The sequence below is a fragment of the Brevundimonas sp. LjRoot202 genome (genome assembly GCF_964253355.1).
Classification (GTDB): domain Bacteria; phylum Pseudomonadota; class Alphaproteobacteria; order Caulobacterales; family Caulobacteraceae; genus Brevundimonas.
The window spans coordinates 276,905-300,844 of the sequence record NZ_CAXUQW020000001.1 but is presented as its reverse complement, the minus strand read 5'-3'; the positions used below and the strand labels follow the sequence as shown (position 1 = coordinate 300,844).

Sequence of the window (23,940 nt, the reverse complement as noted above, 5' to 3'; positions counted from 1 at the left end):
GGATGAGCGACCTGTCCGTCTCCCCCGCCCTGCTCCAGCCGGCGCCGTCCGCCCCGCCGGCGGCCGCCCCCACGGCCCGGATGCGCGAGACCGCCGAGGCGTTCGAGGCCTCCTTCCTGGCGCAGATGATGAAGCCGATGTTCGAGGGCCTCTCGACCGAGGGCCCGTTCGGCGGCGGCGAGGGCGAAAGCACTTGGCGCAGCTTCATGATCGAGGCCATGGCCAAGCAGACGGTCAAGGCCGGCGGGATCGGCCTCGCCGACCAGGTCGTCGCCCAGATGCTGAAGATGCAGGAGCAAGCGTGATGACCGGAACCGCCGCCCTCAACGCCACCGCCCGGGTGCGTCAGCTGATCGACCTGACGGAACGGCTGACCGCCAGCCTCGGCGTCGAAGCCGAGGCCTTCGAGGCGCACCGGCCGCAGGACGCCGCCGCCAGCTTGGCCGGAACCCAGGATCTGGCCAACGCCTACCGTCGGGAATCGGCGCAGGTGAAGGCCGATCCGGGCACGCTCGCCGCCGCCCCCGCCAAGGAGCGGGCCGCCCTGATCCGGGTCACCCAGGCGTTCGAAGCCATCCTGACCCGCCATTCCCGCGCCATCGAGGCCGCCCGGATCATCTCCGAGGGGCTGGTCAAGACCATCGCCGCCGAGGTGGCCACCCAGCGGGGCAATCCGTCCGCCTATGGCGCCAGCGGCCGGGCCAACACCGGCGACAGCCGGGCGGTGGCCTTCAACCGGACGGCCTGAGTTCGATCGTTCGCTCCACGCCGATCGCCCGCAGGAAGTCGGGATCGTGGCTGACCACCACCACAGCGCCGTCATAGGCGGCCAGCGCCGCTTCGACCGCCGCGATCGAGTCGAGATCCAGATGGTTGGTGGGCTCGTCGAGGACCAGCAGTTGCGGCGGTCGGGCGGCGGTCATGACGCAGGCCAGCCCCGCCCGCAGCCGCTCGCCGCCGGACAAGGTGCCGACGACCCGTTGCGCCGTCGTGTTGCGGAACAGGAAGCGGGCCAGAGCCGCGTGCGCCTCATTGGGCGTCGCCTCCGGATTGAGGCGGCGGTAAGCCTCGATCAGGGTTTCGTCCGGCCTGAGCAAGGCCGTTTCCTGATCGAGCAGGGCCGCCGCGACGGGGCGCTCCACCCGACCGGCCGTCGGCGCGAAATCGCCTGACATCAGACGCAGCAGGGTGGTCTTGCCGGCGCCGTTCGGGCCGGTGATCGCCACCCGTTCCGGGCCGACGACCCGCAGCGAAACAGGACCGACGATGCGGCGACCGTCCGGCGCGTCCCACGCCGCCCCGTCGAGCGTCAGCACCGTCTTCCCGGACGAGAGCCCCGTGGAGGGCATCGGAATGGTCATGGCGCGGACCCGCTCAACGCGTTCGCGCGCCTCGCTGAGTTCGGCCTCGACCTCCGCCGCGCGGCGCTGGGCCAGCAGGGTCTCCCGGCCCCCCGAGTTCTCGGCGCGCTCGGCCATCGCGCCCAGCAGGATCTTCGGCTCCGACTTCCTCGCCGCGAAAGCGCGCCCCGCCCTGTCGCGCCTGGCCTTCTTCTCCAAGGCCGTCACGACCTCGCGGTGAATCCGGGCCGCGCTCCTTTCCGCCACGTCCAGATCGCGGTCCGCCGCCGCCCGCTCCGCCGCCTTACGTTCGGCGTACAGGTCGTAACCGCCCCCGTAGGTCGCGACGCCCAGCCCCGACAGTTCGACAATCCGGTCCATAAGGCGCAGCAGGGCCCGGTCGTGGCTGACCACCACCGCCCCGCCCTTCCAGCGGGCCAGCAGGTCGGCGATGGCGGCGCGGCCGTCGGCGTCCAGATGGTTGGTGGGTTCGTCCAGCACCAGCAGGTCCGGCCGCTCCAGCAGCAGGGCCGCCAGCCGGGCGCGGGTCTGTTCGCCCCCGCTCAGGGTCGAGGCGGGACGATCGAGGTCGAGGCCGGGCAGGCCGACGTCCGCCAGCGCGATGTCGATCCGGCCTTCCAACGTCCAGTCGACGGCGGCGAGGTCGTCCGGCTCGCCCTCGCCCGCGAGCAAGCGCCGGATCACGGCCATGGCGGGCGCGACGCCCAGAAGGCCCGAGAGGGTCTCGCCCGCCCGGGGTTCGCGCCGCTGTTCCAGCCAGCCGACCCGGCCCGCGCGCGAGATTGAGCCCTCGGTGGGTTCGGCCAGGCCGGCGACGAGGCGCAGCAGCGTGGTCTTGCCCGCGCCGTTGCGGCCGACGATCCCCGTGCGCTCACGCCCGAAGGCGAGGCTCAGGTCAGAGAATAGGGTGTGGCCGTCAGGCGTGCGGGCCGCGACGCGATCGAGCGTCACGAGTGCGGATGCGGACGGGCTTGGGACGAGGTTGGACGAGGACATAGGCCAGCACGAGCAGCGAAGCGGAAAGGGCGAAACCGATTTCCAGGGCGCTGATCATGACGGGCGGACCTCCAGTGAACTCACTCGAAGCAGGAGGATGGGCGCCAAGCCCCGGCTTCGCAAGCAATTTCGGAGGTCGGCGGTGCTGACGAAGCCGTTACCGCCGGCGGATCAGAGCGGCGGCCCCGCGTCGCACCGGCTGGTTTCCGCGCCGCTTCGGCCCTACATCCCGGACGATGAGCCACCCCGCCGATCCCCAGGACGCCGCCGGACGCCGCGCCGCGATCGTCGGGCAGATCCGTGCCGACACCGGCATCGACGAGCCCATGATCGCCCGCCTGGTCGACGGCTTCTACGACCGCGTGCGCGCCGATCCGCTGATCGGGCCGGTGTTCAACGACCGCATCAGCGATTGGGGGCCGCATCTCGAGCAGATGCGGCTGTTCTGGTCGTCCGTGGCCCTGATGAGCGGCGTCTATCACGGGCGACCGATGCCGAAACACCTGCCCTTGCCGGTCGACGCCCGCCATTTCGATCGCTGGCTGGAGTTGTTCGAGGCGACGGCGCGCGACCTCTGCCCGCCCGTCGCCGCCGACCATTTCATCGAACGCGCCCGCCGCATCGCCGAGAGCCTCGAACTGGGCATCGCCGGGGCCAACGGCGTCCTGCTCGGCAAGGGTGAGCGGTACCTTCGACCGACGGAGGCGTGGGCGCCGGCGGACTGACAAGACCGACGCCGGGCCCCGGCTGCCAGAAACTGTCAGCAGACTGGCGCAGCGGACATTTTGTTCCTACAATGTTCTTGCTGAATCCCGCGAACCAATCCCCATATAGCGCTGTCGCGCCGGACCCTCCCCGGCCCCTCCGCGTTCCCGGACTCCCAAGCCTTCAGGCCTCATGACCGAAAAGCACAATTTCATCCGCGTGCGCGGCGCGCGCGAGCACAATCTCAAGGGCGTCGATCTCGACATCCCGCGCGAACAGCTGGTGGTGATGACCGGCCTGTCGGGTTCGGGCAAATCCTCGCTCGCCTTCGACACCATCTACGCCGAGGGCCAGCGCCGCTACGTCGAGAGTCTGAGCGCCTACGCGCGCCAGTTCCTGGAGCTGATGGGCAAGCCGGACGTGGACCTGATCGAGGGCCTGTCGCCGGCGATTTCCATCGAGCAGAAGACGACCTCGAAGAATCCGCGCTCGACCGTCGGCACGGTGACCGAGATCCACGACTACATGCGCCTGCTGTGGGCCCGCGTGGGCGTGCCCTATTCGCCAGCCACCGGCCTGCCGATCGAGAGCCAGACCATCTCGATGATGGTCGACAAGCTGAACGCCCTGCCCGAGGGCGAACGCATCCTGCTGCTGGCCCCCGTCGTGCGCGGCCGCAAGGGCGAGTACCGCAAGGAGATCGCCGAGTGGCAGCGCTCGGGCTTCCAGCGGCTCAAGATCGACGGTCAGTTCTACGCCATCGAGGACGCGCCGACCCTCGACAAGAAGTTCAAGCACGACATCGACATCGTCGTGGACCGGATCGTCACCAAGCCGGGGCTGGAAGGCCGCTACGCCGACAGCCTGCAGACCGCGCTCGGCCTCGCCGACGGCATCGCCGTGGCCGAATGGGCCAATGCGCCGGAGGGCGAACAGCCGCGCCGGCTGACCTTCTCGGAGAAGTTCGCCTGCCCGGTCTCGGGCTTCACCATCAGCGAGATCGAGCCGCGGCTGTTCTCGTTCAACAATCCGTTCGGGGCCTGCCCGACCTGCGACGGCCTGGGGGTCAAGCTGGCCTTCGACGCCGACCTGGTGGTGCCGGACCGCGACAAGACGCTGCACAAGGGCGCCATCGCCCCATGGTCGCGCGGGCCGTCGCCGCTCTACACCCAGACCCTGCAGTCGCTGAGCCAGCACTACGGCTTCTCGATGGACAAGCCGTGGCGCGAGCTGCCGGAACAGGCGCAGCGGGTGATCCTGCACGGCACCGGGACCGAGAAGATCAAGTTCCGCTACGACGACAACGCCCGGACCTATGAGGTCTCCAAGGCCTTCGAGGGCGTGTTGCCCAACCTCGAACGGCGCTGGCGCGAGACTGACAGCGCCTGGGTGCGCGAGGAGCTGGGCCGGTTCCAGTCCGAGACGCCGTGCGAAGCCTGCGGCGGCAAGCGGCTGAAGCCCGAAGCCCTGGCGGTCAAGATCGCCGGCACGGACATCGCCGAGACCTCATGGCTCTCGATCAAGCACGCCCATGAGTGGTTCACAGCCCTCGGCGACAAGCTGACCGACAAGCAGATGGAGATCGGGCGGCGCATCCTGAAGGAGATCACCGACCGGCTGCGCTTCCTCAACAACGTCGGGCTCGACTATCTGAGCCTGTCGCGCGCCTCGGGGACGCTGTCCGGCGGCGAGAGCCAGCGCATCCGGCTGGCGTCGCAGATCGGCTCAGGCCTGACGGGCGTGCTCTATGTGCTGGACGAGCCGTCGATCGGCCTGCACCAGCGCGACAACTCCCGCCTGCTGGAAAGCCTGCGCGGGCTGCGCGACCTCGGCAACTCCGTGCTGGTGGTCGAGCACGACGAGGAGGCTATCCTCACCGCCGACTACGTCATCGACATGGGCCCGGCCGCGGGCATCCATGGCGGCGAGGTCTGCGCCGAGGGCACGCCGGCCGACGTCATGGCCAATCCGAACTCACTGACCGGCAAATACCTGACCGGCGAGCGCGAGATCGAGCTGCCGCCGGAAGGCCGCCGCCCCGTCGACCGCAAGCGGATGCTGAAGATCAGCGGCGCGACCGGCAACAACCTCAAGAACGTCACCGGCGAAATCCCCGGCGGCCTGTTCACCTGCGTCACCGGCGTGTCGGGCGGCGGCAAGTCGACCTTCACCATCGAGACCCTGTACAAGGCGGCCGCCCGCCGGCTGCATAACGCCTCGGACGCCCCCGCCCCGTTCGATCGCATCGAGGGACTGGAGCTGTTCGACAAGGTCATCGACATCGACCAGAGCCCGATCGGACGCACGCCGCGCTCCAACCCGGCCACCTACACCGGCGCCTTCGGTCCGATCCGCGACTGGTACGCCGGCCTGCCGGAGTCCAAGGCGCGGGGCTACGGCCCCGGGCGGTTCAGCTTCAACGTCAAGGGCGGCCGCTGCGAGGCCTGCCAGGGCGACGGCCTGATCAAGATCGAGATGCATTTCCTGCCCGACGTCTATGTCACCTGCGACGTCTGCAAGGGCAAGCGCTACAATCGGGAAACGCTGGAAATCGTCTTCAAGGGCAAGAGCATATCCGATGTTCTGGACATGACGGTTGAAGAAGCGGGGAGTTTCTTCAAGGCAGTGCCGTCGATCCGCGACAAGATGCTGACCCTGAACCGGGTCGGGCTCGGCTACGTCAAGGTCGGGCAGTCGGCGACGACGCTGTCGGGCGGCGAGGCGCAGCGGGTCAAACTGTCCAAGGAGCTGTCGAAGCGCGCCACCGGCAAGACCCTCTACATCCTCGACGAGCCGACCACCGGCCTGCATTTCGAGGACACGAGGAAGCTGCTCGAGGTGCTCCAGGAACTGGTCGACAACGGCAACACCATCGTGGTGATCGAGCACAATCTCGACGTCATCAAGGTGGCCGACTGGCTGATCGACTTCGGCCCCGAGGGCGGCGACGGCGGCGGTGAGATCGTCGCGGTCGGCACGCCCGAGCAGGTCGCGGCCAATCCGAAGAGCTGGACCGGGAAATACCTCAAGGAGGTGCTGGACCGGCACGAGGCGCGCCGCAGGACGCGGGTGGCGGCGTTGTCGGCGACCGGGACGAAGACCGGCCGCAAGGCGGCCGGGGCTCGACGGACCGCCTAGGCGCCGACCGGCTCGGGCGCGGCCTGGCCCTCGACGCCATGGTCCTGCGTCCGCCCGCGCAGGATCAGGACCGCGGTCCCGATCAGAAGCACCACGGTGGTGACCACGCTGCCCTCCGGACCGAAGGCCGCGCCGGTCACCCACCAGGGAACGGTCGCCTGCGTGCCCAGATCGACGACCAGCGGCGTCGTCTCGATCACCTGGCCCGAGACCTCGAGGCCGAAGCCGAGGCCGAGCAGCCAGTTCCAGGCCGCATGCCAGCCGCAGACGCCCCACAGCGAGCCTTCGCGCGCGGCGTAGATGCCGATGAAGACGCCGAACAGGACCACGTTCAGCACACCCGTCAGAAGCTCCGGCGAGGGATCGATGTTGGCCGCGTGCAACAGGCCGAACAGAATGGAGCTCAGGCCGATGCCCCAGGCCAGGCCGTGGCGGGACGCGATGACCTGCATCAGCCAGCCGCGCGTCAGGATTTCCTCGGTCGATCCCTGGATGACGAAACCCAGCATCAGGATCACGATCGGGATCAGGGCGGCGCCGACGTTCGCCGTCGAGAACGCCCCGCCGGCGTCGACCGTATAGCCGCCCAGCGCCCAGATGATCCCGACCACGGCGATCAGGAACGCCAGGCCGACGAGGTAGCCGCGCGTGAATCGCTTCAGGCCCGGGCCGTTGAAGCCGATGGTGGCGAGCCCGCGTCTCTCGAACAGGGTGACCCAGAGGATGACGACGCCGGCGGTCACGGCGAAGGAGGCGAGCGTGAACGCCGTCCCCTGCCAGCCGACGGTCTTCCCTTCGATGGTTATGAAGCCCAGCAGGATGCCGGGAACGGCGACGATGATCTGGCTGACGACGATGAAGACGATCGCCAGCGCCAGCGCCGCCGCCGTCCAGGTCCGCCGATGCCGCGGCTTGCGCGGCGCGTAGAGTTCGATGCCGGTCATGATTCCCCCCGATACCTGCACAAACAACTGATTGCTGTTGGCCGTCAACGCCGGGGCCGGGCCGTCAGGTCTCGGCCAAGTCCCTGCACAGGGCGGCGAAGGGCGCCCAGAGGATGACTGTGACCAGGGCGACGCCCAGCGGCATCAGCAACAGCATCAGCAAGGCTCCGATTCCCTGGGTGGGGCCGATCGCGCCCGCCCCGCCGACCATGACCTGCAGCGGCCAGCCGATCAGAACCAGCAGCAGGACCACGACCGCCGCCATGGCGATGACCATGACGGTCAGGCCGAGAAGCGGCCAGAACAGCCGCCCGCTCATCCGCCAGCCCTCCCGGAACGCCAGCTTGCGGCGGACGAAGGTGACCGGTGCGATCATCGACAGCCGGACGCTGATGAAGATGCTCAACGCGAACAGGGCCAGCGACAGCAGCAGGCGGAGCGGCAGCGTCAGGGCCCCGGCCGCCCATTGCTGAAGCGGGGTTCCGGCGAGGTTCAGCGCCACCGAGACGAGGCCCAGCACCAGCAGCACCACGAACATGCGTCCCTCGTCCCGGCCAATGCGAAGCCAGGCGAAGCCCTTCTCCTGCGGGCGCAGCACAGCCCTGTAGACGGCCGGCATGATCAGCGCCTGAAGCAGAAGGCCGACCGGGATGGCGGCGAACGTCGCCATCTGCATGGCCTGGCGGGCGCCGGGCGTCAGCGCGGACGCGTTGCCCTCGGCTGCGATGATCTCGTCCATCCAGGGCGTCATCAGAGGCAGGATCACCGCCATCATCAGGATCAGTCCGATCAGCCAGACGCCGGCCCAGATCAGCACGACGCCCGGATGGCGCCGGGTCACCCTGAAGCCTTCGAACGCCGCTTCGGTCGCCGACACGGTCACAGCTCGCCTCCGGATACAGGGGGGTGGAATTGGCGCCGCAGGTCGGGCCTCGGCGCTGATCTTATGGCCCGGTCCGGCGACTCGCCAGCTTGAAATCCAAATAAGAACTGGCGCCGGCGGCGGGGCGGGATAGAACCCCGGCGCATGAGCTCTCCCTCCCCCATCCATGTCATCGGCGGCGGTCTCGCCGGTTCCGAGGCCGCCTGGCAGATCGCCGGCGCCGGCGTTCCCGTGGTCCTGCACGAGATGCGCGGCGTCCCGGGCGTGAAGACCGACGCCCACCACACCGACGGCCTGGCCGAACTGGTCTGTTCGAACTCGTTCCGCTCGGACGACTGGGAGTACAACGCCGTCGGCCTGCTGCACGCCGAGATGCGGGCGCTCGACTCGATCATCATGGCCTGCGGCGACCTCAACCAGGTGCCGGCGGGCGGCGCGCTGGCGGTGGACCGCGAGGGCTTCTCACAGGCGGTGACGGCGAAGCTGGAGGCCCATCCGCTGGTCACCGTCGTGCGCGAGGAGATCGCCGGCCTGCCCCCCGAAGAGTGGGACAACGTCATCGTCGCCACCGGCCCCCTCACCTCGCCCGCCCTCGCCGAGGCGATCCTGAAGCTGACCGGCGAGGAGTCTCTGAGCTTCTTCGACGCCATCGCGCCGATCGTCCACGCCGACTCGATCGACTTCGACATCGCCTGGCGGCAGTCGCGCTACGACAAGGAAGGCCCCGGCGGCGACGCCGCGGCCTACGTCAACTGCCCGATGAACCGCGAGCAGTACGAGGCCTTCATCGACGCCCTGCTGGCCGGACCCAAGGCCGAGTTCAAGGAGTGGGAGAACGTCCCCTATTTCGACGGCTGCCTGCCCATCGAGGTGATGGCCGAGCGCGGCCGCGAGACCCTGCGCCACGGCCCGATGAAGCCGGTCGGCCTGACCAATCCGCGCGACCCCCAGGTCAAGGCCCACGCCATCGTCCAGCTGAGGCAGGACAATGCGCTGGGCACCCTGTTCAACATGGTCGGCTTCCAGACCAAGCTGAAGCACGGGGCCCAGGCCGAGGTGTTTCGCATGATCCCCGGCCTGCAGGACGCCCAGTTCGCCCGGCTGGGCGGGCTGCACCGCAACACCTTCCTCAACTCGCCCAAGCTGCTGGACCGGCAGCTGCGCCTGAAAGCCATGCCGCGGCTGCGCTTCGCCGGCCAGGTGACGGGCGTCGAGGGCTATGTCGAAAGCGCCGCCATGGGTCTGCTGACGGGGCGGTTGGCCGCGGCCGAACGGCTGGGCCGGCCGCTGGAGGCCCCGCCGCAGGTCACCGCCCTGGGCGCCCTGGTGGAGCACATCACCGGCGGTCACCTCGACGGCCCCGGCGGCATCTCCAAATTCCAGCCGATGAACATCAACTACGGCCTGCTTCCGCCGCTGGAGGCGCCGAAGGTCGACGCCGAGGGGCGGAAGATTCCGCCGAAGGACCGTGGGCGGGCCAAGAAGCGGCTGATGAGCCTCCGGGCGATGGACGCGCTGAAGGCGTGGCGCGACGCCTGACTTCCCGCCATAGTTCCGCGTCGCCGCTTCGGCGCGCGCGGGGGGCGAGCCATGAAGCTGTCGAGACGTGGGCTGCTGGGCGCGGCGGCGGCCGTTCCGGTCGTTTCGGCCGCCGGCCTCGGGCGGGCCGGACAGGGGGCCGCGCCGTCCGCTTTTAGGCTCATGGCGGCCGAAGCACGGTACCTGCCCCGCTGGATCGAGTTGCTCGACGAGCCCGGCGAACGGGCGCGGCTGGAGCGTCAGGGCGTGGACGGCGAATGGATTCCGCGCATGCTGCGGAACGGCGTCACCCAGTACGCCAGCTTCCTCGGGGCCGAGGCGATCGCCCTTCGGGACATCACCCGCCAGACGACCGCGCCCCTCGATCCGGATTCCCTCGTCGCCGTGGATGCGGTGGAGGCGATCGCCGAGGCGTCGGCCGGACGCCGGGTGGTGATGCTGAACGAGGCGCACAATGCGTCGCGGCACCGCGCCCTGCTGGCTTCGCTGCTGCCCCGGCTAAGGCGCGAGGGTTTCACCCATCTGGCGGCGGAGACTTTCTCCGAGACCGTCGGAAGCCTGACCCGGGGCGACGCGGTGACGCCCGCGCACGGCTACTATGTGCGCGACCCTGTCTACGCGGAGGCGGTTCGGCAGGCGCTGGAGCTCGGATATCGGCTGGTCGCCTATGAGCAGCGCGACGACCAGCGCATCGCCGGGTCCCAGCTGAATGACGCGGCGACCCTGGTCCGGGAACAGGCGCAGGCCGACAATCTGGCCGCCGTCCTCGCCCGCGAGCCGGAGGCGCGGGTGCTTGTGTTCGTGGGCTATGGTCATTTGAGGGAGGCGGCGGACCAGCCGTTCTTCGGCGCCCGGTTGAAGCGGGACACCGGCATCGATCCGTTGACTGTCGGCCAGGCCGGTGTAGGCGCCTTCGGGCCCCATATCGAGGACGCTCCGCCGGTCCGCGCCCTGCTGGAGCGGTTCAGGCCAGAGCGGCCGGTGGTCCTGTCGCTGAAGGGCCAGCGGGCCGCGAGTGCGACGACGGATACGGAACTGACCAGCGAAGGGACCGACCTGATCGTCCTGCATCCCGCCCTGCCCGACGTCGATGGACGACCCGGCTGGCTGGCGGGAGACCCGGGGCGGCGACGGATAGAAGTGTCCGTTCCCGCGGGATCGGGACCGAGACTGGTCCAGGCCATCCACGCCGCGGATGCCGACCCGGCGATACCGGCGGACCAGTTCCTTGTCGAGGACGACGGCGGTCAGGCCGTCCTGTGGCTGAGGCCGGGGCGATACCGGTTGAGACTGGAGACCGCCGCCGGCTTCACGGCGCTGGGCGAGGTCGAGGCGACCTAACCGCCCCGCCCGCCGTGTTTCGCATACTCCAGCCGCGCGATGGTCCGGTTGTGGACCTCGTCCGGGCCGTCGGCGATGCGCAGGGTGCGGACCATGGCGTACATCTCGGCCAGCGGGGTGTCGGCTGAAACGCCGGCGCCGCCGAAGGCCTGGATAGCGTCGTCGATGATCTGAAGCGCCATGCGCGGCGCCGCGACCTTGATCTGGGCGATCTCGGACTTGGCGTTCTTGGCCCCCGCCTCGTCCATCATCCACGCGGCCTTCAGGACCAGCAGGCGGCACATCTCGATGTTGGTGCGGGCCTCGCCGATCCGCTGCTCCCAGACCGAATGTTCGGCCAGCGCCTTGCGGAAGGCGGTGCGCGACAGCAGGCGTTCGCACATCAGCTCCAGCGCCCGTTCGGCGGCGCCGATGACGCGCATGCAGTGGTGGATGCGGCCCGGGCCGAGGCGGCCCTGGGCGATCTCGAAGCCCCGGCCCTCGCCGGCGATCAGGTTCCCAACCGGGACGCGGACGTTCTCCAGCACCACCTCGGCGTGGCCGATGGGGCGCTCGTCGTAGCCGAACACGGTCAGCATGCGTTCGACGCGGAAGCCGGGCGTGTCGACGGGGACGATGATCTGCGATTGCTGGGCATGGGTGGCCGCGGCCGGGTCGGTCTTCCCCATGACGATGGTCACCGCGACGTTCGGGTGGCCCATGTTGGTCGACCACCATTTGCGGCCGTTGATGACGTATTCGTCGCCGTCGCGGACGATGCGGGTCTGGATGTTGGTGGCGTCGGACGAGGCCACCTCGGGCTCGGTCATCAGGAAGGCCGAGCGGATTTCGCCGGCCATCAGGGGCTTGAGCCAGCGCGCCTGCTGGGCCTCGTTCCCGTACATATGAAGCACTTCCATATTACCGGTGTCGGGCGCGTTGCAGTTGAACACCTCGGCCGACCACAGGGCGCGGCCCATCTGTTCGGCGAGAGGGGCGTATTCGAGATTGGTCAGGCCGGCGCCGTGTTCGCCGGGCAGGAACATGTTCCACAGGCCGGCCTCGCGCGCCTGGGCCTTCATCTCTTCCATGGCGGGCGGCTGGCGCGTCGGGTCCGCGCGGACCTGGGCCCAGTATTCGGCCGAGCGCGGCAGCACCTTGTCGTCCATGAAGCGGCGGAGGCGGTCCTGCCAATGCAGCGCCCGGTCACTGGGGCGGAAGTCCATGGTCATGCTCCGGTGCAAAAACGGCGCGGCCCTGTTGGAGCCGCGCCGCTGAAAAGTCGGTCCGTCGCCGCGCCCTCAGCGCTTCAGCAGCGGGGCCAGCTTCTGGGCGATCATCATGTCGCCGGCGATCTTCAGCTTGCCCTGCATGAAGGCCATCATCGGGTCGAGCTTGCCCTCGGACAGGGCCATGAAGTCGTCCCACGACATCGACACCGTGGCGTCGGCGGGCTTGTCCTCGTTGGTCACGGTGTTCGGAACCGAGGCGCCGTCGATGAAGATCTTGCCCTGGTCGCCCAGGTCGATCTTCACGGTCTTGCCGAGACCGGAGTTGTCGCCCACGGCGCCGCGAATGTGTTCGGTGACTTGAGCCAGGTCGGCCATGGTGCGTCTCCTGAGAGGATTGAGGCTCCGACGTAGACCGGGCGGGGGCGCGTGCCAAGATCACGCCGGGTCAAGTTCCTCGTCGGGCCCGCTATCCCTTCAACCCCTCGTCCGCGGCGTCATACGGCTCATAGGGAACGGGGCCGCCGTCGCGATCCGGCCGACGCTCGTCACGCCCTGCCTCGTCACGCCAGTCGTCCCGCTGCTCGTCGAGGCGACGGCGATCCTCACGCCAGCGGGGCGCCTCGCCCGGCACGGGCCGCCAGCCCTCGCGGGCGTAGCGGTCGAGCGCTGCACGCTCATGGCGACGGCGCTCCCAGTCACGGCGCTCGCGGTCGCGTTGCTCCATCGCCTCGAGCCGCGCCCGACGGGCGGCCCGCTCGGCCTGGAAGTCCCGGCGCGGCGCATCAAAGCCGAACCAGCGCTGGAGCGCGCGCGCGGGTGAAGACCGCTCCGGCTCGGGCTGCGAGTAATAGTTGGGCGCCTCAGCCATGCGGCGGTCGGCGGGTCGCGACGACCCGTCGTCGTACCCGGCCCAGTCCCCCCAGCCGTCGTCGTAGGACCACAGCACGTCGGTCAGCGGCGGCAGCGGCGGCGGCATGCCCTGGAATCCGTCGACCAGTTCGCCGACGTCCATCACCGAGCCGGGGACGATCTCCGGTTCGACCGGATGGACGACCTCGATCCGCAATCGCCCGTCGTCGGTGACCGGGCGAGGCCCGGGGAGGTCGACGGCGCGCAGGCCCAGCAGGCCGAACCCCATGACCGCAACGGCCGACAACGCCACGACGTGTCCGCCGCGCAGGCGCGAGCGCGCCTGCCGGAAGGCTTGGGCGAGTCGAAAATGAACCGGGTGCGGGGACATGAAGGCGCCGGGAAGGAGTGTCCCGGGTTGAATCCCTCAGAAGCGATTGGGTTCTCGAACGCCGGTCGACGAAACCCCGGGCTTCGGGAGGCGTCCTGCTTCGCGCATCGGGTGGAGGTCAGTTCCGCGAAGCGCATCGGCGCGAAGCAGGATGGCGGAGACGGAGGGCGCCGCTCCCTGCCGCTGGGCGGGCGTTTGAGAGGCCCCCTGCCCTTCCGCCCTAAGCGCCGCCCTAAGCCGCGTCGGCCTCTTCACCCAGCAGGGCGAGCAGAGAAGATCTGGGGATAACGGTGCTGCGGCCGATTTTCACCCGTCTCAGGCGGCCATCCTTGAGCAGCTCGTAGATGGTCGTCTTACCCAGGCCCGTCGCTTCCGCGGCCTCGGCCGGCGTGTAGGCGAGCTTGAAGCCGTTGTCGTTCGCGGCGGTCACGGCTTCGGATCCATACGGGCGAGGAAGGCGGCCTGCGCTTTGTCGATGGGGCCGCGAAGGATGTTCTGAAGTTCGCCGCGCGTGGCGTAGCGACCGTTCGCCAGCTTGTTGAACACCTTCGACGCCGCCGACGACAGATCGCGCAGAGCCTCGCGCAGCCCCACAGCTTCCTCCAGTCCAACGGCAGGAGACGCGGGGGCGGCTTCGATCATGGCGGGCCAGATCGTGCCTACCCAGTTCCGGGCGATGAAGTCCCGGGCCGACGACAGGTCCGTCATCTGCGGCAGGTCTTCGTACTCGCGGATGACCCGCGCGCCCGCGTCGATCATCTTGGGCGTCGGCTCCAAAGGAACCACGACGCGGGCCGTGTTGGGGTTAGCGGTCATGACAGGCACCCGCCGCAGAAGATTTCCGCCATTGGCTTCGTCAATAGAGCGAACGTCATCTTCCACCAGAGGCGAACGAAGATCAGCCAGATCGGAGCGCTCGCGATAAGCAGGAGCGCCATGGGGGACCAGTCGACTGCCAGTCGGATTATTCTCTTCACGACTCTTCTCCCTGTTTGCTGGCGAGGGCGAGGATTTGATCGGCGGCCTCGTCGATACCTTGGAGACCCATGCCTGATCCAAGCCCGGCTCTGAACGTGACGCTTGAGCGAACCGCCCGCGCCACCGCCTCCCTATCCAGTTCAGGGGCCTTCGGGTGGGCGTAGAGACGGTGGGTGCCGGCCGTCAGCCCGTGGTTCTCCCATTTGCGGATGGCGTGACTGGGGACGCCGGGGATGGGCGGCGGTCCGTCAACGAGCGTGACGGTCAGCCCAGCCTCTCCCCCCTGAAGGGAGGGGGCGACTGGTTTGGACCGGGCGTCATAAGCGGCGAGACAGAACGAGCAGCAGCATTGATCGTCGTGGCCGCTCGCCCCTGTCTCGGGGTTCTGGTGGGGGGTCATTGGAAACCCGCTTTTCTAAGGCGGTAGCGGATTGAGCACGTGTTAGCGTCCAACCGCCGGGCAATAGCCCTCACGGAGAGGCCCTGAGACCTCCACCGAACAATGTCCGCCACTCGGTTGGCAAGCCGAGGGTGGCCGCCCCCGCTGCGTCCGACCCGGCCCTTGGCGGACCGGTCGAGCATGTTTTCCGATTGCGTTCCGGCGACGAGGTGCTGCGGATTGATGCATGCTGGCGTGTCGCACTTGTGGAGCACACACATTCCGACGGGGAGTGGCCCGTGTTCGCACTCGTAGGCAACGCGGTGGGCCGTGACCTTTTTCCGGCCGGGCATAGAAACTCGCCCATAGCCGTTGTTTCCGGTGTAGCCGGACCAAATCCAACACCCGCTATTCAGGTCGGGCTCGGCGTATAGATATAGGCGCTCGCTGAGCGGCATGCGGCGAGTCATGCGTCTTCCCCCTCTCCCGCCTTACTGGCGGTATCAGGTGCGGGAGGGAGGGGCATCCAGTGCAGAGGCCTGACCTCGCTGTCGGCGTCATCCTGCCAGTCGCAGCCCTCCTCGAACTCGTGCCACCACATGCGGTACACATCGCCGGACGCGGCTTGACCGATGACTTTGCTCCCATCCCTCGGAGCCGTCTCAATCGGTCTCCACCCTACCGGAGCGGGGGCAGGCTGTTTGTCGGGTTCACTCCGCTTCGCTTCGTCCCCACCGCGCTGATCCGTGGTAGCTGCGGAGAGGGCGGCGCGGATTGTCTCGGCGGCGCTGGCCATCATGGCGCGGGTGAACGACACCTGCCCGTTCGGGCTGGCGGGCTCAACGAGCGGCCCCCACGTTTCCAGCATGGTTGCCGTCGCCGCGAGGTCCGGCTCGGCGGCTGCGCGATCTTCGGCGGCGTTTTTCTGGTAGGCCGCTTCGCCGACAGGGCACTCCTCCGGCTCCCACGTCGCGGCGACGAACGGGGGCTTGCCGGGGTCGCTGCCCCAGCCCGGATGCCAGTTGAGCCGGATGCTCTGCGCGATCTCGGGGTGGGTCGCCTCGACGAAGCGCGCCATCATCTCGCGGCAGGCTTGCGCACCCCGCTGGAAATGACCGAAAGCGACAACCGCCCCATCCGCGCCCGGCTGGGTATCGGACCCCTTGAGGTCCGATGAAACCTGACCACTACCTGCGGGGGAGGCGGGGAGGCACTCCCTCAGCGCGGTTCTCCACCAGTACCGGCCAACACGCCCGCCGCCGAGCACCCGTTCGTCGCCGAACCACAAATCGTCGATCGGTCCCTCGCCCAGCAGGAACTTCACTAGCTCCACCGGAACGACAACAGACACTCCCTGTTCACTGGTCATTGGCTCAGTCCTCGCAGGGCTTCGGCGGCGGTTTCCAGGGCCTTCACGGCGACGGGCTGGGCCTGCGGCTGGGCGAATACGGCGAAGGACTGAACCTCGCCCTCGAAGCCCTCCGGCCAGACCACGAACACGAACCGGGCTTGGCTGCCCTCGAAGAGATCGTCGGCATGGGCGCAGACTTCCCCGCACATGGCCTCAAGCCGCTCCTTCGGAGTGCCCGCGAGCAAGCGTTCAACCGAGATTGTCATGGGCGGGGCTCCTCTTGGAATGGGAAAAGGTCGGGCTGGTCTTCCGCCTCGGCTTCATCAGCCCGGCGGTCTGCATTGGCGGCCCAGGTATCGAGCGTTCCCGCGAAACGGCGCTGCGCCGGCGAGTCCGAATGGCGGAACACCTCGGCTGCATGTCGATGGGCCGCGGCGGTGAAGCGAGCGGGGGTCAAGCCGCCCTCCCCGTTCTGGCGGAGGCAGCGCGGCTCTTGTCGAAACCCCGGCCCTTGAGGGGGCGCTTGGACTTCGGCCAGGTTCCGTTGTGTTTGGCCCGGATCCTGTAGGTCTTCGATTTGATGGCCACGTCGTCGGCGGTCTTCTCGCGGTGCTTGTCCCGGAGGGCGGGGGCGAGATTGCTCTCACGGTTCTCCCCGCCGTTGATGATCGCGATGACGTGCTCAGCGTCCCACTGATCGCCCGGCATGATCTTGCGGCCCGACAGGTAGCAGCGCCCGCCGTGGGCCAAGAACACCCGGTCCTTCACCCGGGGCGGGATCGGGGTGTCAGGCGTCTTGCCGATCCATTCGGGGACGCTGCGAGTGTCAGCCATAGTAGAACCTCACCCGCTTGCCGCTGGGATCGGTCGCGACACAGCCCCGGCTCAGCGGCCCGAAGCTGTCCTGTTCGCCCATGTAGAAGCCCACGCCGGTGAAGCCCCGGCGCTCAAGAGCGGGTCGGAGCATCTCGCTCTCGCCCTTGCCCCAGTCGGCGAAGTCGAAGGCATCGGCATCCGGCCCCAGGAACGACAGGAGGTCCCGCGCGGCGGCCTCTTCCTGTTCGCGCTGTTCCCGCGCCGCACGCTGGCGGGCGCAGGCCTCGACCTCAGACACGGCCACAGGCAGGACGCAGCGGGAAAGCTCGACCTCATCGTGAATGTCCAAGCCCCGCCGCTCGAACGCTTCGGCATCGCTGTAGCCGCCATATGCCGGGTTAGTATTGGCCGGATCGGCGCCGTCATAGCTGAAGACAGTTTGGCCGGTCAGGCGGTCCTTCCAGATGATGTCGTAGGTGTAGTCGTCCGGCTCATAGGTGCTGCGGACGTAGCGGCGGACCATCTGCGGCCGGTCGCCTTCACAGGCGAGGTCGTTCTGTATCTGCCAGAGGGGGCGGGTCGGCTCGGTCATTTGTCCCCCGGAAAGTCATCGTCGGCCGGCTTCGGCGGGTCCTGCGAGAAGTCTGCCGGCTGGCTCGCCTCGACTTCCTCCCGGTCAAAGGTCTCGGGAATGTCGTCGTCGCCAATGGGGCTTTCGACGGGCTCGGCGGCGTTGACGGTGTTGAAGCCCTCGACCGGATGGTCGCCCGAATGATCGGCCAGACGGGCGGCCAGGTTCGGCGCCTCGCGAGGCGTGATGTCGCGGACCGTCTCCATGCGCTCGTATTCGTCCGGGTCTACGATACCGGAGAAGCCGAAGGCGTAGCGGGCGCACTGGATCATCGCCTTGTGGCGAAGCATCCGGCGGGGCCACGTCTTCCAGACGTCGGTGCCGCGCCGGCACTCGGCCATGTATTCCGTCGCCTCAATGGACCGGCTGCGGTCTTTCCGGTGCATCCGGCAGGTGATGGCGGTGAGCTCGTCGCCGTCGCGGACGTCCTCGAACTCCATCCCGTCGAACATCGGGTGGTCGTTGATGATCCGGGCCCAGCCGTCGATGCTGACGATGGGCTGGATGCCGCCGCCCTTCGCCGGGAAGGCGTAAAGCTCCTTCGTCATCGGGTTCAGGCCGTATTCCTTGGCGACCAGAAGGAAGGCGGCGAACTCCTCGCGCGAAACCTGGCCCTTGCACACCGTGGCGCGAAGGGTGGCCTCGAACGGTGCGGCCTCCATGCCGTAGCGGCTCGCCATGTCGACGAGAACGGACTTGGCGGGGCGCTCAGCGAGCGCGGTGGATTGCTCGGTCATATCAGGCGGCTTTCGGTTGGTCGGCGTTGTCGTTGGCCTCGGCCGCGGCGACCTCGAGCGCTTGGTCGATGCGCTTGGCGGCCCATGCGGGAAGTTGGAGATATTCGGCGTCGGTCCTGCCCCCGCCCGGCCCCGGCCATTCACCGGAGGCGACACAGCGGGCGAAGGTGTCGATCGACCGGCGCAGTTGCATCCGGCCCCGTTCCAGATCTTCACCCGTCAGGACGGTGACGCGGACGCAATGCGGCGGGGCCTTCTCGACCCAGACGAAGGCGAACTCCTCCATCTGGCGGCCAAGGACCGCCTCGGAGGCCATGCCGACCAGCGCCGCCTGCATGTGGTAGCCGAAGCTGGCCAGCGAGCGTTCCAGGCTCTCGTCCGACACGCTCTCGGTCGTCTTGAGGTCGGCGAACAGGCCGGAGCCGGTCGGGATGTTGTCGGGGCGGCTCTTGAGCCACGCGCCCGACGGGTCCTGCCAGATCAGCGACCGCTCAACGGCGCCGTCGAGGATGCCCTGCTTGACCAGCGGATGCGCCCCCAGCGACCGGGCCATGCCGGTGATCTTCTCAAGCTCGCCGTCCGTGATGATGGTCCGGCCGGTCTTGATCTGCTCTTCCCGCCATTCGCGGGCGGCGGCGGTGCGCCAGTCCTTCCACTCCGAAGGCCTGACCACGAACTCGTCATCGAAGCCCTTGCGGCCCAGATAGAGCAGGTGGTGAGCCGCCCGGCCGATAGAGAAGTGCGGACGCTCTTCCGGCTCCGGCGGGTTCGGATTGTAGGGGCTCGAATACCAGTAGTGCGCCGCCGACTGGCTCCAGATCGTGCGGAGGCCAGACGACGAGATCGACGGCCCTTCGCAGCAGGACGAGTGATAGACCGACATGGTCAGGTCCCAGACCCCGGGCGCTGTGATCTTGGCGCCTTCTGGCAGGACGTTCGGGGTGGCGAGGCTCACGGCTCTCTCCGGGTCGGAATGGACAGGATGATCAGGGCCGCGATGGCGATGATCAGGATGGCGACGGCGGGGCCCATCAGGCGCAGAGAGCCACTTCGTGCGGGAAGGACAGGTCATGGCGGCGGATGGCAGCGGGCGCCGGCCGGTAAATGCGGCGCGCGATCTGGACGGTCGTCAGTTCCTGGAGATGCAGGTCCGCATGAAGGGCGGCATTCTCACGGACCCAAGCGCGGCCCTTGGCGGCGTCGTTGAAGGTGCGGAGGATCACGCCTCGTGCATTCACGGCGGCGTAGTCGATGCGGGTTGAGCGGTTCATGGCCGTCCTTTCGACAGGTGGATGAGCGCGGCCAGACCGGCCGCGAACCAGACGCCCGCGATCAGCAGGCCGGTGATGATGGTGACGAGGGGCGGCATCAGACGGAGGCCTTCGCGATGCGGGCCACGGCGGCGGCGGCGTCGGCGATCAGCGCCCTCGCCTCGTCGTGGGTCATTACAGGGAAGGCCGTCTCGACCTGGTCCCATGTCCCTTCGCCGTAGAAGGCGATGCGGCAGCCAATCCCGGCGCCAGGGTCGCAGTGAGCGATGCGGGTCGGGTTGGTCTGGGCGACCAGAGAGGCGCAGACGGGTGTGCGGGGCATCAGACCTGCTCCCCCGGAATCGGGCGGGCGGCGATGTCATTCATCAGCGCGAGAACCTGCTCCGGTGTCTGCCACCCGAGAACGGTGTCCCCGTCACCCAGAGCGATCATTTCGCCGCCGTTCGGCCACGCAGCGACCTCCGCGGTCGGCGAAGCAGGAACCGGATCGGCATAAGCGCCGGTATGGTCGTAGTTGCCGCTGTAGTTGCCGCGTCCGAACTGGACACTGACGGTCCAGCCATTCTCGAACGTGACGTGAAAGCCCTTCTGATCGCAAATGCGAAAGCCGGGCGCGCGGTGAGCCATTGTCCCCATCTCAGGCCGCCAGCCTGAACGGACGCGCCTTGCGGCCGGTGTCGAAGGAGAAGGCGGCGACCAGCTTGTCGGTCCAGACCTTGCCGACCCATGCCTCACAGACCGCCTTGGCCGGGTAGGCGTGGACCATCTTCGGCTCCGGCCTCGAATGGCCCGGGAGTATGGCCCACGATATCTCGCCGCCCGGGGCCGACAGGATGCTCGCGTGGACACCGCCGGGGATGGTCCCGCCGCCGCCGAACATCGGGGCGTCAGGGACCGAGAACAGCAGGACGTCGCCCGGCTGCGCGTGGCGCGACTTGATCTCGACCAGGCCCCACTGGCCGAACGCCAGACGGGCCGCGGCATCCGAGACGCCGGCGTAGCCCGGCTCGGTCCGCGGAATGTCCACGCAGTCCCGTTGGGCGGCATGGGCCGCGCAGGTGCGGATCAGCGACCATGCGTCGTGACGCCCATGCCCTCCCCTGAACTGGTACGGCGTCCCCCGGTAGGACAGCGCCGCTTCCAGCATCCGGCAGCGTTCGGTCCCCTGTTCAGGAGCCTCCCAGCCTTGGGCGTCGGCAATGGTCTGGACGATCGACTTGCCCGACCGCGAAGCCGCAGCTTCGTCCAGTCGGATCAGGGCGCCGCCAAGGGGTTCGGTGATGTGCGCGAGGGGCATCTGTCTCTCCGGTGTTGGAGAGAAGTTTGCATATGCCGAACCTCACCGCAAGAAGAAAGTTCGGCATGTGCAAACCTACGGGCAGGACCGCCCTTCTCCTCCACCCCACGTCAGAAACGGACGCATCGCTCCACGGGCTGGCTGGACTCCTGTGAGCGGCCGTGCGGAATCGGATTAACGATTGGAGGTCCACGAGACATGCCGCGCCGGCTTCACTACTTCGCTCAGCCCTTCTGGAATGACCGCAGCGTCCCGGCTGAACGGTACGAATTCCTATGCGCGGTCGACGCTGAGGAAGGCGGATTGATCCTGGCGAAGTCCGCCGACGGCGTTTTGGTTTACCAGCAGTGGATCGACGCAGCGGCCGAGATCTTCGCCGATCCTGAAGTTCTCGCCGTGCATGGAAAGGTGCCGCGGGGAGCACTCGCGATAGACCCCGACGGCCGCGAGCCTTGGCTGGACGACGCCGCTTGATTGGACACCGTTCGCTGTTGTGCTAGCTCTGCTTGTGGGGCTCGCGCGCGTTGTGCGGGCATGAGGGGTTAGGTTTATGAAGAAGATCACTGCCGTCGCGCTGTGCGCGGCGATGCTCGGCGCGAGCGCCTGCACCACGACCGAAAAAGTCAGCGTCACTCAGCCTGGCGACCGAATGCTGACCTGCACGGAACTGCGCGACCAGTTCGCCCAGCTCGACGGGATCACCAGAGACGCTCAGCGCGACCAGGGCGTGAACGTCGCCAACGCCGCTGCTCTGGTGCTGTTCTGGCCGGCTATCGCGGGGAACTACCTGTCGGCCCGTGACGCTCGGCAACTGGCCGAGGACCGCAAGACCCACCTGATGCAGTATTACGTCGAGAAGAACTGCGACAACCCGGCGAACGCCGAAGTTCAGGTCCGGGTGCCGGCGGCTCTCCTTGCGCCGATCGGGCGCGGCATGCACTAGCCCAGCAGTATGCTGGGTGCCAGGCGGCGGTCCTCACGGGCCGCCGTTTTGACTCTAGCGGCCAGTCTGCTGCGCATCCCTCAGCAGCGTTTCCAACAGGCCTCGAAGGCCTCGGGTGTGCTGCACCTGATCGCTTGCCAGCGCATCGATCTCATCGGCACATCCGCGCGGCGACAGGCCTCGCTGATCAGCCTGAAGGCCCTCGGCGAACGAGACCGCGTATATCCGGGCGAGTGCATCGCTCAGCTCTGGTATGCCGATCTCGGCAACTTCGACCGACGCCTCCGAGACTGACGGCAGACTGGACCCGGTCGGCAGGATCCTCGCGCACTTGCCGAGTTCGAAGGCGAGCGCCTCGTGTGCATCGAAAACCCGACCAGAAGCCTGCTCGACGAGCGCCGGCCCCTCGCGCTGGAAGTCAGACTGGCTGGCGGCCTGGGCCTGAAGCAGCGCGGCAGCAGCGAGCCATTCGATCATGCTGCCGCATCCTTGCGGACCAACCGCTCGGCCATATCAAGGACTGCATTCCGATCCTCATCGGCCAACCGGCTGAGGGTGGAGTTCAAGCGCTCCTCGTGTTCCCACGCCGTGAACGGATTGACGTCGATCAGGCGCCCTCCCTTTGTTCCCACCGCATTGGCCACCTGTTGCACGAGATCGCGGTTGAAGCGCGTCGGCGGCCGGTCCTTTCGGACGGCGCCAGTCTCGAGATCGGAAATGTAGCCGCGGGACCGGCCGAGCTCTGACGCCAACTCTTCGAGCGTGAGGCCGGCCCAATCGCGCCAGGCGGCAAGATACCACCCGCTCTTCTCGCGGTACTCCTCGTAGAGCTCTAAGGGGCGTGTCTTGTGAGGCTTGTCCGACATGTTCGGAGTATGCGAACCCGACGCGAACAGGTCAGTACGGATATGCCGAACATCGGGCTTGCCCAAATGTTCGGCATATGCAAACTTCCCTGCATGGACATCGCCGCACTCCGCAAAGACCTGGGCCTCTCTCAAGAGGCGCTTGCCGCCTTGGTGGGCCTGAAGAGCAAGGGTCATCTGAGCCAGATCGAGCGTGGCGAGCAGACACCGAGCGTGCGCGTCGCCCTTGCCTTCGAACGAGTGTCTGGCGGGCGGGTCAGGGCCGCTGACCTTTGTCCAGACGTGGCGCTGGTTGAGCAGTTCAGGGCCGAGGCCGCCAACGACACCGCCCCGAACAGCGAGGCCGCCTGAATGCGCGCCTCCCCTTTATCGCTGAGCGCCCAATCGCTCGCGATGGCGCCCGCCGGCCGTTCGCCCTCCCCCCTCCGCGCGGCCGGCGGGCTGGCCCTCTTCACAGGAGCCCCCGATGCGCATGCTCTCGCATGATGCGCTGACCCATGCCTTGCGGGTCTACGACCTGGTCGAGCGGGCCCGGCTTCACATCGGTCCCGGCCACGAGGCGAAGCTGCGGTCCTTGGTGACCGAGGCGGCGTCCATCGTCTCGGCTGAGAAGGCCATCCTCAAGGGTGTCCTGTCCGCCCAGGCGAATGCCGCACAGGACCTCGATCGGGCGAAGTGGACCCCCGGGTGCCGGCTCCCCCTCGCCCCGCGTCCCCAAGAACATCTGCACGCCGCCAACGACGAACACGTCACCACCCCCGAACTGCCCGCCTCCCCTGTCGCCTGAACAGCGCGCCGCCGCACCTGAAACCTCGACCGGAACGAACAGTGTCCAAGCTCAACCACATCGAACATTCGAACCTGGCCCGCCGGTTGATCGACACCGTAGGCGGCTTGGAGAGCGCGGCGCGCATCTGTGAGATCAGCCGGACGCTGCTGTCCAACTACCAGAACCCCTACAAGTCCGAGACCATGCCGGGCCGGGTGATCAGCGCCCTCCAGATCGCCGGGGGCACGACCCTCTACAGCGACGCCATGGGGAACGAGGTTGATCAGCCCGAAACGGTGATCGCCGACCCGATGCACCACACCTGCGGTCTCGTGAAGGAGACGGCGGACGCCCTGAGCGCGGTCGAGAAGGCCGTCAGCGATGGAGCCGTCTCGCCCGGCGAGTTCAGCGAATGCGACCGGGAGCTGGCCGAGATCGAGGAGCGGGTCCGCATCATCCGCTCCGGCCTGCGCGGGAAGATGCGCGCCCCCTGACCACCACCAACGGGACTGACCGCCCCGTTGAGCGGTCGTGAAGGAGGGCC

The 23,940-nt window shown here is 68.2% G+C and carries 32 protein-coding genes and 1 pseudogene; 11 read left to right on the top strand and 22 right to left on the bottom strand.

Annotated features, from left to right (window positions below; all coding sequences use genetic code 11):
* Positions 1 to 2 precede the first annotated feature (2 nt).
* Both ACSQ1L_RS01700 and ACSQ1L_RS01695 read left to right on the top strand, forming a co-directional pair.
* Positions 3 to 305, top strand: coding sequence for a rod-binding protein (locus ACSQ1L_RS01700; RefSeq protein ID WP_435991334.1), 303 nt, complete (start codon positions 3 to 5; stop codon positions 303 to 305).
* Positions 305 to 748 (top strand): flagellar basal-body protein FlbY, encoded by a 444-nt coding sequence (locus ACSQ1L_RS01695; protein WP_435991332.1) that lies wholly within the window; start codon positions 305 to 307, stop codon positions 746 to 748. The genes ACSQ1L_RS01700 and ACSQ1L_RS01695 overlap by 1 nt, the downstream gene beginning before the upstream one ends.
* Here ACSQ1L_RS01695 and ACSQ1L_RS01690 read toward each other — a convergent pair.
* Positions 732 to 1,349: an ATP-binding cassette domain-containing protein gene (locus ACSQ1L_RS01690; protein ID WP_435992487.1), complete on the bottom strand. Its 618-nt coding sequence runs from the start codon at positions 1,347 to 1,349 to the stop codon at positions 732 to 734. The two genes, ACSQ1L_RS01695 and ACSQ1L_RS01690, sit on opposite strands and share 17 nt — an antisense overlap.
* Positions 1,350 to 1,832: 483 nt before the next feature.
* A pseudogene (locus ACSQ1L_RS01685) lies at positions 1,833 to 2,246 on the bottom strand (ATP-binding cassette domain-containing protein); the annotation flags it as partial.
* Positions 2,247 to 2,593: 347 nt separating this feature from the next.
* Between ACSQ1L_RS01685 and ACSQ1L_RS01680 the strand changes: the two are divergent.
* Together ACSQ1L_RS01680 and uvrA are read left to right on the top strand one after the other, a co-directional pair.
* A complete protein-coding gene (locus ACSQ1L_RS01680) occupies positions 2,594 to 3,082 on the top strand; it encodes a group III truncated hemoglobin (RefSeq protein ID WP_435991330.1) in 489 nt (162 codons plus the stop codon).
* Positions 3,083 to 3,254: 172 nt separating this feature from the next.
* The gene (gene uvrA, locus ACSQ1L_RS01675) at positions 3,255 to 6,200 is read left to right on the top strand and encodes an excinuclease ABC subunit UvrA (protein WP_435991328.1); all 2,946 of its coding nucleotides are present in this window, start codon (positions 3,255 to 3,257) and stop codon (positions 6,198 to 6,200) included.
* Here the strand turns inward: uvrA and ACSQ1L_RS01670 are convergent.
* Entirely contained in the window at positions 6,197 to 7,144 is a 948-nt protein-coding gene (locus ACSQ1L_RS01670) for a CPBP family intramembrane glutamic endopeptidase (RefSeq protein ID WP_435991326.1), read from the bottom strand. The genes uvrA and ACSQ1L_RS01670 overlap by 4 nt on opposite strands.
* 64 nt (positions 7,145 to 7,208) lie before the next feature.
* A complete protein-coding gene (locus tag ACSQ1L_RS01665) occupies positions 7,209 to 8,027 on the bottom strand; it encodes a hypothetical protein (protein WP_435991325.1) in 819 nt (272 codons plus the stop codon).
* A 144-nt stretch (positions 8,028 to 8,171) separates the two neighbouring features.
* Between ACSQ1L_RS01665 and trmFO the strand changes: the two genes are divergently transcribed.
* Both trmFO and ACSQ1L_RS01655 read left to right on the top strand, forming a co-directional pair.
* Positions 8,172 to 9,566, top strand: coding sequence for a methylenetetrahydrofolate--tRNA-(uracil(54)-C(5))-methyltransferase (FADH(2)-oxidizing) TrmFO (gene trmFO / locus ACSQ1L_RS01660; protein ID WP_435991323.1), 1,395 nt, complete (start codon positions 8,172 to 8,174; stop codon positions 9,564 to 9,566).
* Positions 9,567 to 9,617: 51 nt separating this feature from the next.
* Positions 9,618 to 10,907: a hypothetical protein gene (locus ACSQ1L_RS01655; protein WP_435991321.1), complete on the top strand. Its 1,290-nt coding sequence runs from the start codon at positions 9,618 to 9,620 to the stop codon at positions 10,905 to 10,907.
* On the opposite strand, the gene ACSQ1L_RS01650 is transcribed toward ACSQ1L_RS01655, so the two are convergent.
* The 16 genes from ACSQ1L_RS01650 to ACSQ1L_RS01575 all read right to left on the bottom strand — a co-directional run bounded on the left by ACSQ1L_RS01650 (position 10,904) and on the right by ACSQ1L_RS01575 (position 20,818).
* Positions 10,904 to 12,112, bottom strand: a complete 1,209-nt coding sequence (locus ACSQ1L_RS01650; RefSeq protein ID WP_435991319.1) for an acyl-CoA dehydrogenase family protein — start codon at positions 12,110 to 12,112, stop codon at positions 10,904 to 10,906. The two genes, ACSQ1L_RS01655 and ACSQ1L_RS01650, sit on opposite strands and share 4 nt — an antisense overlap.
* 75 nt (positions 12,113 to 12,187) lie before the next feature.
* Complete coding sequence (locus ACSQ1L_RS01645; protein ID WP_435991317.1) at positions 12,188 to 12,493, bottom strand: SCP2 sterol-binding domain-containing protein; 306 nt, start codon at positions 12,491 to 12,493, stop codon at positions 12,188 to 12,190.
* 91 nt (positions 12,494 to 12,584) lie between these two features.
* Complete coding sequence (locus ACSQ1L_RS01640; protein ID WP_435991315.1) at positions 12,585 to 13,358, bottom strand: hypothetical protein; 774 nt, start codon at positions 13,356 to 13,358, stop codon at positions 12,585 to 12,587.
* A 232-nt stretch (positions 13,359 to 13,590) separates the two neighbouring features.
* On the bottom strand, positions 13,591 to 13,788 hold the full coding sequence (locus tag ACSQ1L_RS01635) for a helix-turn-helix domain-containing protein (RefSeq protein ID WP_435991313.1): 198 nt from the start codon (positions 13,786 to 13,788) through the stop codon (positions 13,591 to 13,593).
* Entirely contained in the window at positions 13,785 to 14,417 is a 633-nt protein-coding gene (locus tag ACSQ1L_RS01630) for a hypothetical protein (protein ID WP_435991311.1), read from the bottom strand. Before ACSQ1L_RS01630 ends, ACSQ1L_RS01635 begins: the two co-directional genes overlap by 4 nt.
* A 315-nt stretch (positions 14,418 to 14,732) precedes the next feature.
* Positions 14,733 to 15,068 carry an HNH endonuclease signature motif containing protein gene (locus ACSQ1L_RS01625; RefSeq protein ID WP_435992485.1) on the bottom strand — a complete coding sequence of 112 codons (336 nt, stop codon included), beginning with the start codon at positions 15,066 to 15,068 and terminating at the stop codon, positions 14,733 to 14,735.
* A gap of 113 nt (positions 15,069 to 15,181) precedes the next feature.
* On the bottom strand, positions 15,182 to 16,084 hold the full coding sequence (locus tag ACSQ1L_RS01620) for a hypothetical protein (RefSeq protein WP_435991309.1): 903 nt from the start codon (positions 16,082 to 16,084) through the stop codon (positions 15,182 to 15,184).
* Positions 16,081 to 16,332 (bottom strand): hypothetical protein, encoded by a 252-nt coding sequence (locus tag ACSQ1L_RS01615; RefSeq protein ID WP_435991307.1) that lies wholly within the window; start codon positions 16,330 to 16,332, stop codon positions 16,081 to 16,083. The genes ACSQ1L_RS01620 and ACSQ1L_RS01615 overlap by 4 nt, the downstream gene beginning before the upstream one ends.
* Before the next feature lie 187 nt (positions 16,333 to 16,519).
* Entirely contained in the window at positions 16,520 to 16,900 is a 381-nt protein-coding gene (locus ACSQ1L_RS01610; protein WP_435991305.1) for an HNH endonuclease, read from the bottom strand.
* Positions 16,893 to 17,474: a hypothetical protein gene (locus ACSQ1L_RS01605; RefSeq protein WP_435991303.1), complete on the bottom strand. Its 582-nt coding sequence runs from the start codon at positions 17,472 to 17,474 to the stop codon at positions 16,893 to 16,895. The genes ACSQ1L_RS01610 and ACSQ1L_RS01605 overlap by 8 nt, the downstream gene beginning before the upstream one ends.
* Complete coding sequence (bet, locus tag ACSQ1L_RS01600; RefSeq protein WP_435991301.1) at positions 17,471 to 18,250, bottom strand: phage recombination protein Bet; 780 nt, start codon at positions 18,248 to 18,250, stop codon at positions 17,471 to 17,473. Before bet ends, ACSQ1L_RS01605 begins: the two co-directional genes overlap by 4 nt.
* 1 nt (position 18,251) lies before the next feature.
* Entirely contained in the window at positions 18,252 to 19,205 is a 954-nt protein-coding gene (locus tag ACSQ1L_RS01595; RefSeq protein ID WP_435991299.1) for a PD-(D/E)XK nuclease-like domain-containing protein, read from the bottom strand.
* Between the two features lie 76 nt (positions 19,206 to 19,281).
* The gene (locus ACSQ1L_RS01590; protein WP_435991298.1) at positions 19,282 to 19,521 is read right to left on the bottom strand and encodes a hypothetical protein; all 240 of its coding nucleotides are present in this window, start codon (positions 19,519 to 19,521) and stop codon (positions 19,282 to 19,284) included.
* 97 nt (positions 19,522 to 19,618) lie between these two features.
* Positions 19,619 to 19,843 carry a hypothetical protein gene (locus tag ACSQ1L_RS01585; protein WP_435991296.1) on the bottom strand — a complete coding sequence of 75 codons (225 nt, stop codon included), beginning with the start codon at positions 19,841 to 19,843 and terminating at the stop codon, positions 19,619 to 19,621.
* Positions 19,843 to 20,148, bottom strand: a complete 306-nt coding sequence (locus ACSQ1L_RS01580; protein WP_435991295.1) for a hypothetical protein — start codon at positions 20,146 to 20,148, stop codon at positions 19,843 to 19,845. The genes ACSQ1L_RS01585 and ACSQ1L_RS01580 overlap by 1 nt, the downstream gene beginning before the upstream one ends.
* A gap of 10 nt (positions 20,149 to 20,158) precedes the next feature.
* Entirely contained in the window at positions 20,159 to 20,818 is a 660-nt protein-coding gene (locus tag ACSQ1L_RS01575; protein WP_435991293.1) for a hypothetical protein, read from the bottom strand.
* Between the two features lie 198 nt (positions 20,819 to 21,016).
* On the opposite strand from ACSQ1L_RS01575, the gene ACSQ1L_RS01570 reads away from it, so the two are divergent.
* On the top strand, positions 21,017 to 21,292 hold the full coding sequence (locus ACSQ1L_RS01570; protein WP_435991291.1) for a hypothetical protein: 276 nt from the start codon (positions 21,017 to 21,019) through the stop codon (positions 21,290 to 21,292).
* 76 nt (positions 21,293 to 21,368) lie between these two features.
* The gene (locus ACSQ1L_RS01565; RefSeq protein ID WP_435991289.1) at positions 21,369 to 21,761 is read left to right on the top strand and encodes a hypothetical protein; all 393 of its coding nucleotides are present in this window, start codon (positions 21,369 to 21,371) and stop codon (positions 21,759 to 21,761) included.
* Positions 21,762 to 21,815: 54 nt separating this feature from the next.
* On the opposite strand, the gene ACSQ1L_RS01560 is transcribed toward ACSQ1L_RS01565, so the two are convergent.
* Both ACSQ1L_RS01560 and ACSQ1L_RS01555 read right to left on the bottom strand, forming a co-directional pair.
* Positions 21,816 to 22,238, bottom strand: a complete 423-nt coding sequence (locus ACSQ1L_RS01560) for a hypothetical protein (protein WP_435991287.1) — start codon at positions 22,236 to 22,238, stop codon at positions 21,816 to 21,818.
* A complete protein-coding gene (locus tag ACSQ1L_RS01555; protein ID WP_435991285.1) occupies positions 22,235 to 22,627 on the bottom strand; it encodes a helix-turn-helix domain-containing protein in 393 nt (130 codons plus the stop codon). The genes ACSQ1L_RS01560 and ACSQ1L_RS01555 overlap by 4 nt, the downstream gene beginning before the upstream one ends.
* A 9-nt stretch (positions 22,628 to 22,636) precedes the next feature.
* Between ACSQ1L_RS01555 and ACSQ1L_RS01550 the strand changes: the two genes are divergently transcribed.
* From ACSQ1L_RS01550 to ACSQ1L_RS01540, 3 genes are all read left to right on the top strand, one after another.
* Entirely contained in the window at positions 22,637 to 22,978 is a 342-nt protein-coding gene (locus ACSQ1L_RS01550; RefSeq protein WP_435991284.1) for a helix-turn-helix transcriptional regulator, read from the top strand.
* A 115-nt stretch (positions 22,979 to 23,093) separates the two neighbouring features.
* Complete coding sequence (locus ACSQ1L_RS01545) at positions 23,094 to 23,414, top strand: hypothetical protein (RefSeq protein ID WP_435991282.1); 321 nt, start codon at positions 23,094 to 23,096, stop codon at positions 23,412 to 23,414.
* Positions 23,415 to 23,455: 41 nt separating this feature from the next.
* Positions 23,456 to 23,890, top strand: coding sequence for a hypothetical protein (locus tag ACSQ1L_RS01540; protein ID WP_435991280.1), 435 nt, complete (start codon positions 23,456 to 23,458; stop codon positions 23,888 to 23,890).
* The last annotated feature ends 50 nt before the right edge of the window (positions 23,891 to 23,940 follow it).

What these genes read in the sequence shown, in the direction of transcription:
- ACSQ1L_RS01565 (WP_435991289.1), top strand. Translation starts at nt 21,369, where the DNA reads ATGAAGAAGATCACTGCCGTCGCGCTGTGCGCGGCGATGCTCGGCGCG.
- ACSQ1L_RS01640 (WP_435991315.1), bottom strand. Translation starts at nt 13,358, where the DNA reads ATGTCCCCGCACCCGGTTCATTTTCGACTCGCCCAAGCCTTCCGGCAG.
- uvrA (WP_435991328.1), top strand. Translation starts at nt 3,255, where the DNA reads ATGACCGAAAAGCACAATTTCATCCGCGTGCGCGGCGCGCGCGAGCAC.
- ACSQ1L_RS01610 (WP_435991305.1), bottom strand. Translation starts at nt 16,900, where the DNA reads ATGGCTGACACTCGCAGCGTCCCCGAATGGATCGGCAAGACGCCTGAC.
- ACSQ1L_RS01580 (WP_435991295.1), bottom strand. Translation starts at nt 20,148, where the DNA reads ATGGCTCACCGCGCGCCCGGCTTTCGCATTTGCGATCAGAAGGGCTTT.
- ACSQ1L_RS01670 (WP_435991326.1), bottom strand. Translation starts at nt 7,144, where the DNA reads ATGACCGGCATCGAACTCTACGCGCCGCGCAAGCCGCGGCATCGGCGG.
- ACSQ1L_RS01545 (WP_435991282.1), top strand. Translation starts at nt 23,094, where the DNA reads ATGCGCATGCTCTCGCATGATGCGCTGACCCATGCCTTGCGGGTCTAC.
- ACSQ1L_RS01655 (WP_435991321.1), top strand. Translation starts at nt 9,618, where the DNA reads ATGAAGCTGTCGAGACGTGGGCTGCTGGGCGCGGCGGCGGCCGTTCCG.
- ACSQ1L_RS01555 (WP_435991285.1), bottom strand. Translation starts at nt 22,627, where the DNA reads ATGTCGGACAAGCCTCACAAGACACGCCCCTTAGAGCTCTACGAGGAG.
- ACSQ1L_RS01620 (WP_435991309.1), bottom strand. Translation starts at nt 16,084, where the DNA reads ATGACCAGTGAACAGGGAGTGTCTGTTGTCGTTCCGGTGGAGCTAGTG.
- ACSQ1L_RS01650 (WP_435991319.1), bottom strand. Translation starts at nt 12,112, where the DNA reads ATGGACTTCCGCCCCAGTGACCGGGCGCTGCATTGGCAGGACCGCCTC.
- ACSQ1L_RS01625 (WP_435992485.1), bottom strand. Translation starts at nt 15,068, where the DNA reads ATGCCCGGCCGGAAAAAGGTCACGGCCCACCGCGTTGCCTACGAGTGC.
- ACSQ1L_RS01690 (WP_435992487.1), bottom strand. Translation starts at nt 1,349, where the DNA reads ATGCCCTCCACGGGGCTCTCGTCCGGGAAGACGGTGCTGACGCTCGAC.
- ACSQ1L_RS01615 (WP_435991307.1), bottom strand. Translation starts at nt 16,332, where the DNA reads ATGACAATCTCGGTTGAACGCTTGCTCGCGGGCACTCCGAAGGAGCGG.
- ACSQ1L_RS01605 (WP_435991303.1), bottom strand. Translation starts at nt 17,474, where the DNA reads ATGACCGAGCCGACCCGCCCCCTCTGGCAGATACAGAACGACCTCGCC.
- ACSQ1L_RS01680 (WP_435991330.1), top strand. Translation starts at nt 2,594, where the DNA reads ATGAGCCACCCCGCCGATCCCCAGGACGCCGCCGGACGCCGCGCCGCG.
- trmFO (WP_435991323.1), top strand. Translation starts at nt 8,172, where the DNA reads ATGAGCTCTCCCTCCCCCATCCATGTCATCGGCGGCGGTCTCGCCGGT.
- ACSQ1L_RS01695 (WP_435991332.1), top strand. Translation starts at nt 305, where the DNA reads ATGACCGGAACCGCCGCCCTCAACGCCACCGCCCGGGTGCGTCAGCTG.
- ACSQ1L_RS01585 (WP_435991296.1), bottom strand. Translation starts at nt 19,843, where the DNA reads ATGCCCCGCACACCCGTCTGCGCCTCTCTGGTCGCCCAGACCAACCCG.
- ACSQ1L_RS01645 (WP_435991317.1), bottom strand. Translation starts at nt 12,493, where the DNA reads ATGGCCGACCTGGCTCAAGTCACCGAACACATTCGCGGCGCCGTGGGC.
- ACSQ1L_RS01550 (WP_435991284.1), top strand. Translation starts at nt 22,637, where the DNA reads ATGCGAACCCGACGCGAACAGGTCAGTACGGATATGCCGAACATCGGG.
- bet (WP_435991301.1), bottom strand. Translation starts at nt 18,250, where the DNA reads ATGACCGAGCAATCCACCGCGCTCGCTGAGCGCCCCGCCAAGTCCGTT.
- ACSQ1L_RS01590 (WP_435991298.1), bottom strand. Translation starts at nt 19,521, where the DNA reads ATGAACCGCTCAACCCGCATCGACTACGCCGCCGTGAATGCACGAGGC.
- ACSQ1L_RS01700 (WP_435991334.1), top strand. Translation starts at nt 3, where the DNA reads ATGAGCGACCTGTCCGTCTCCCCCGCCCTGCTCCAGCCGGCGCCGTCC.
- ACSQ1L_RS01575 (WP_435991293.1), bottom strand. Translation starts at nt 20,818, where the DNA reads ATGCCCCTCGCGCACATCACCGAACCCCTTGGCGGCGCCCTGATCCGA.
- ACSQ1L_RS01570 (WP_435991291.1), top strand. Translation starts at nt 21,017, where the DNA reads ATGCCGCGCCGGCTTCACTACTTCGCTCAGCCCTTCTGGAATGACCGC.
- ACSQ1L_RS01560 (WP_435991287.1), bottom strand. Translation starts at nt 22,238, where the DNA reads ATGATCGAATGGCTCGCTGCTGCCGCGCTGCTTCAGGCCCAGGCCGCC.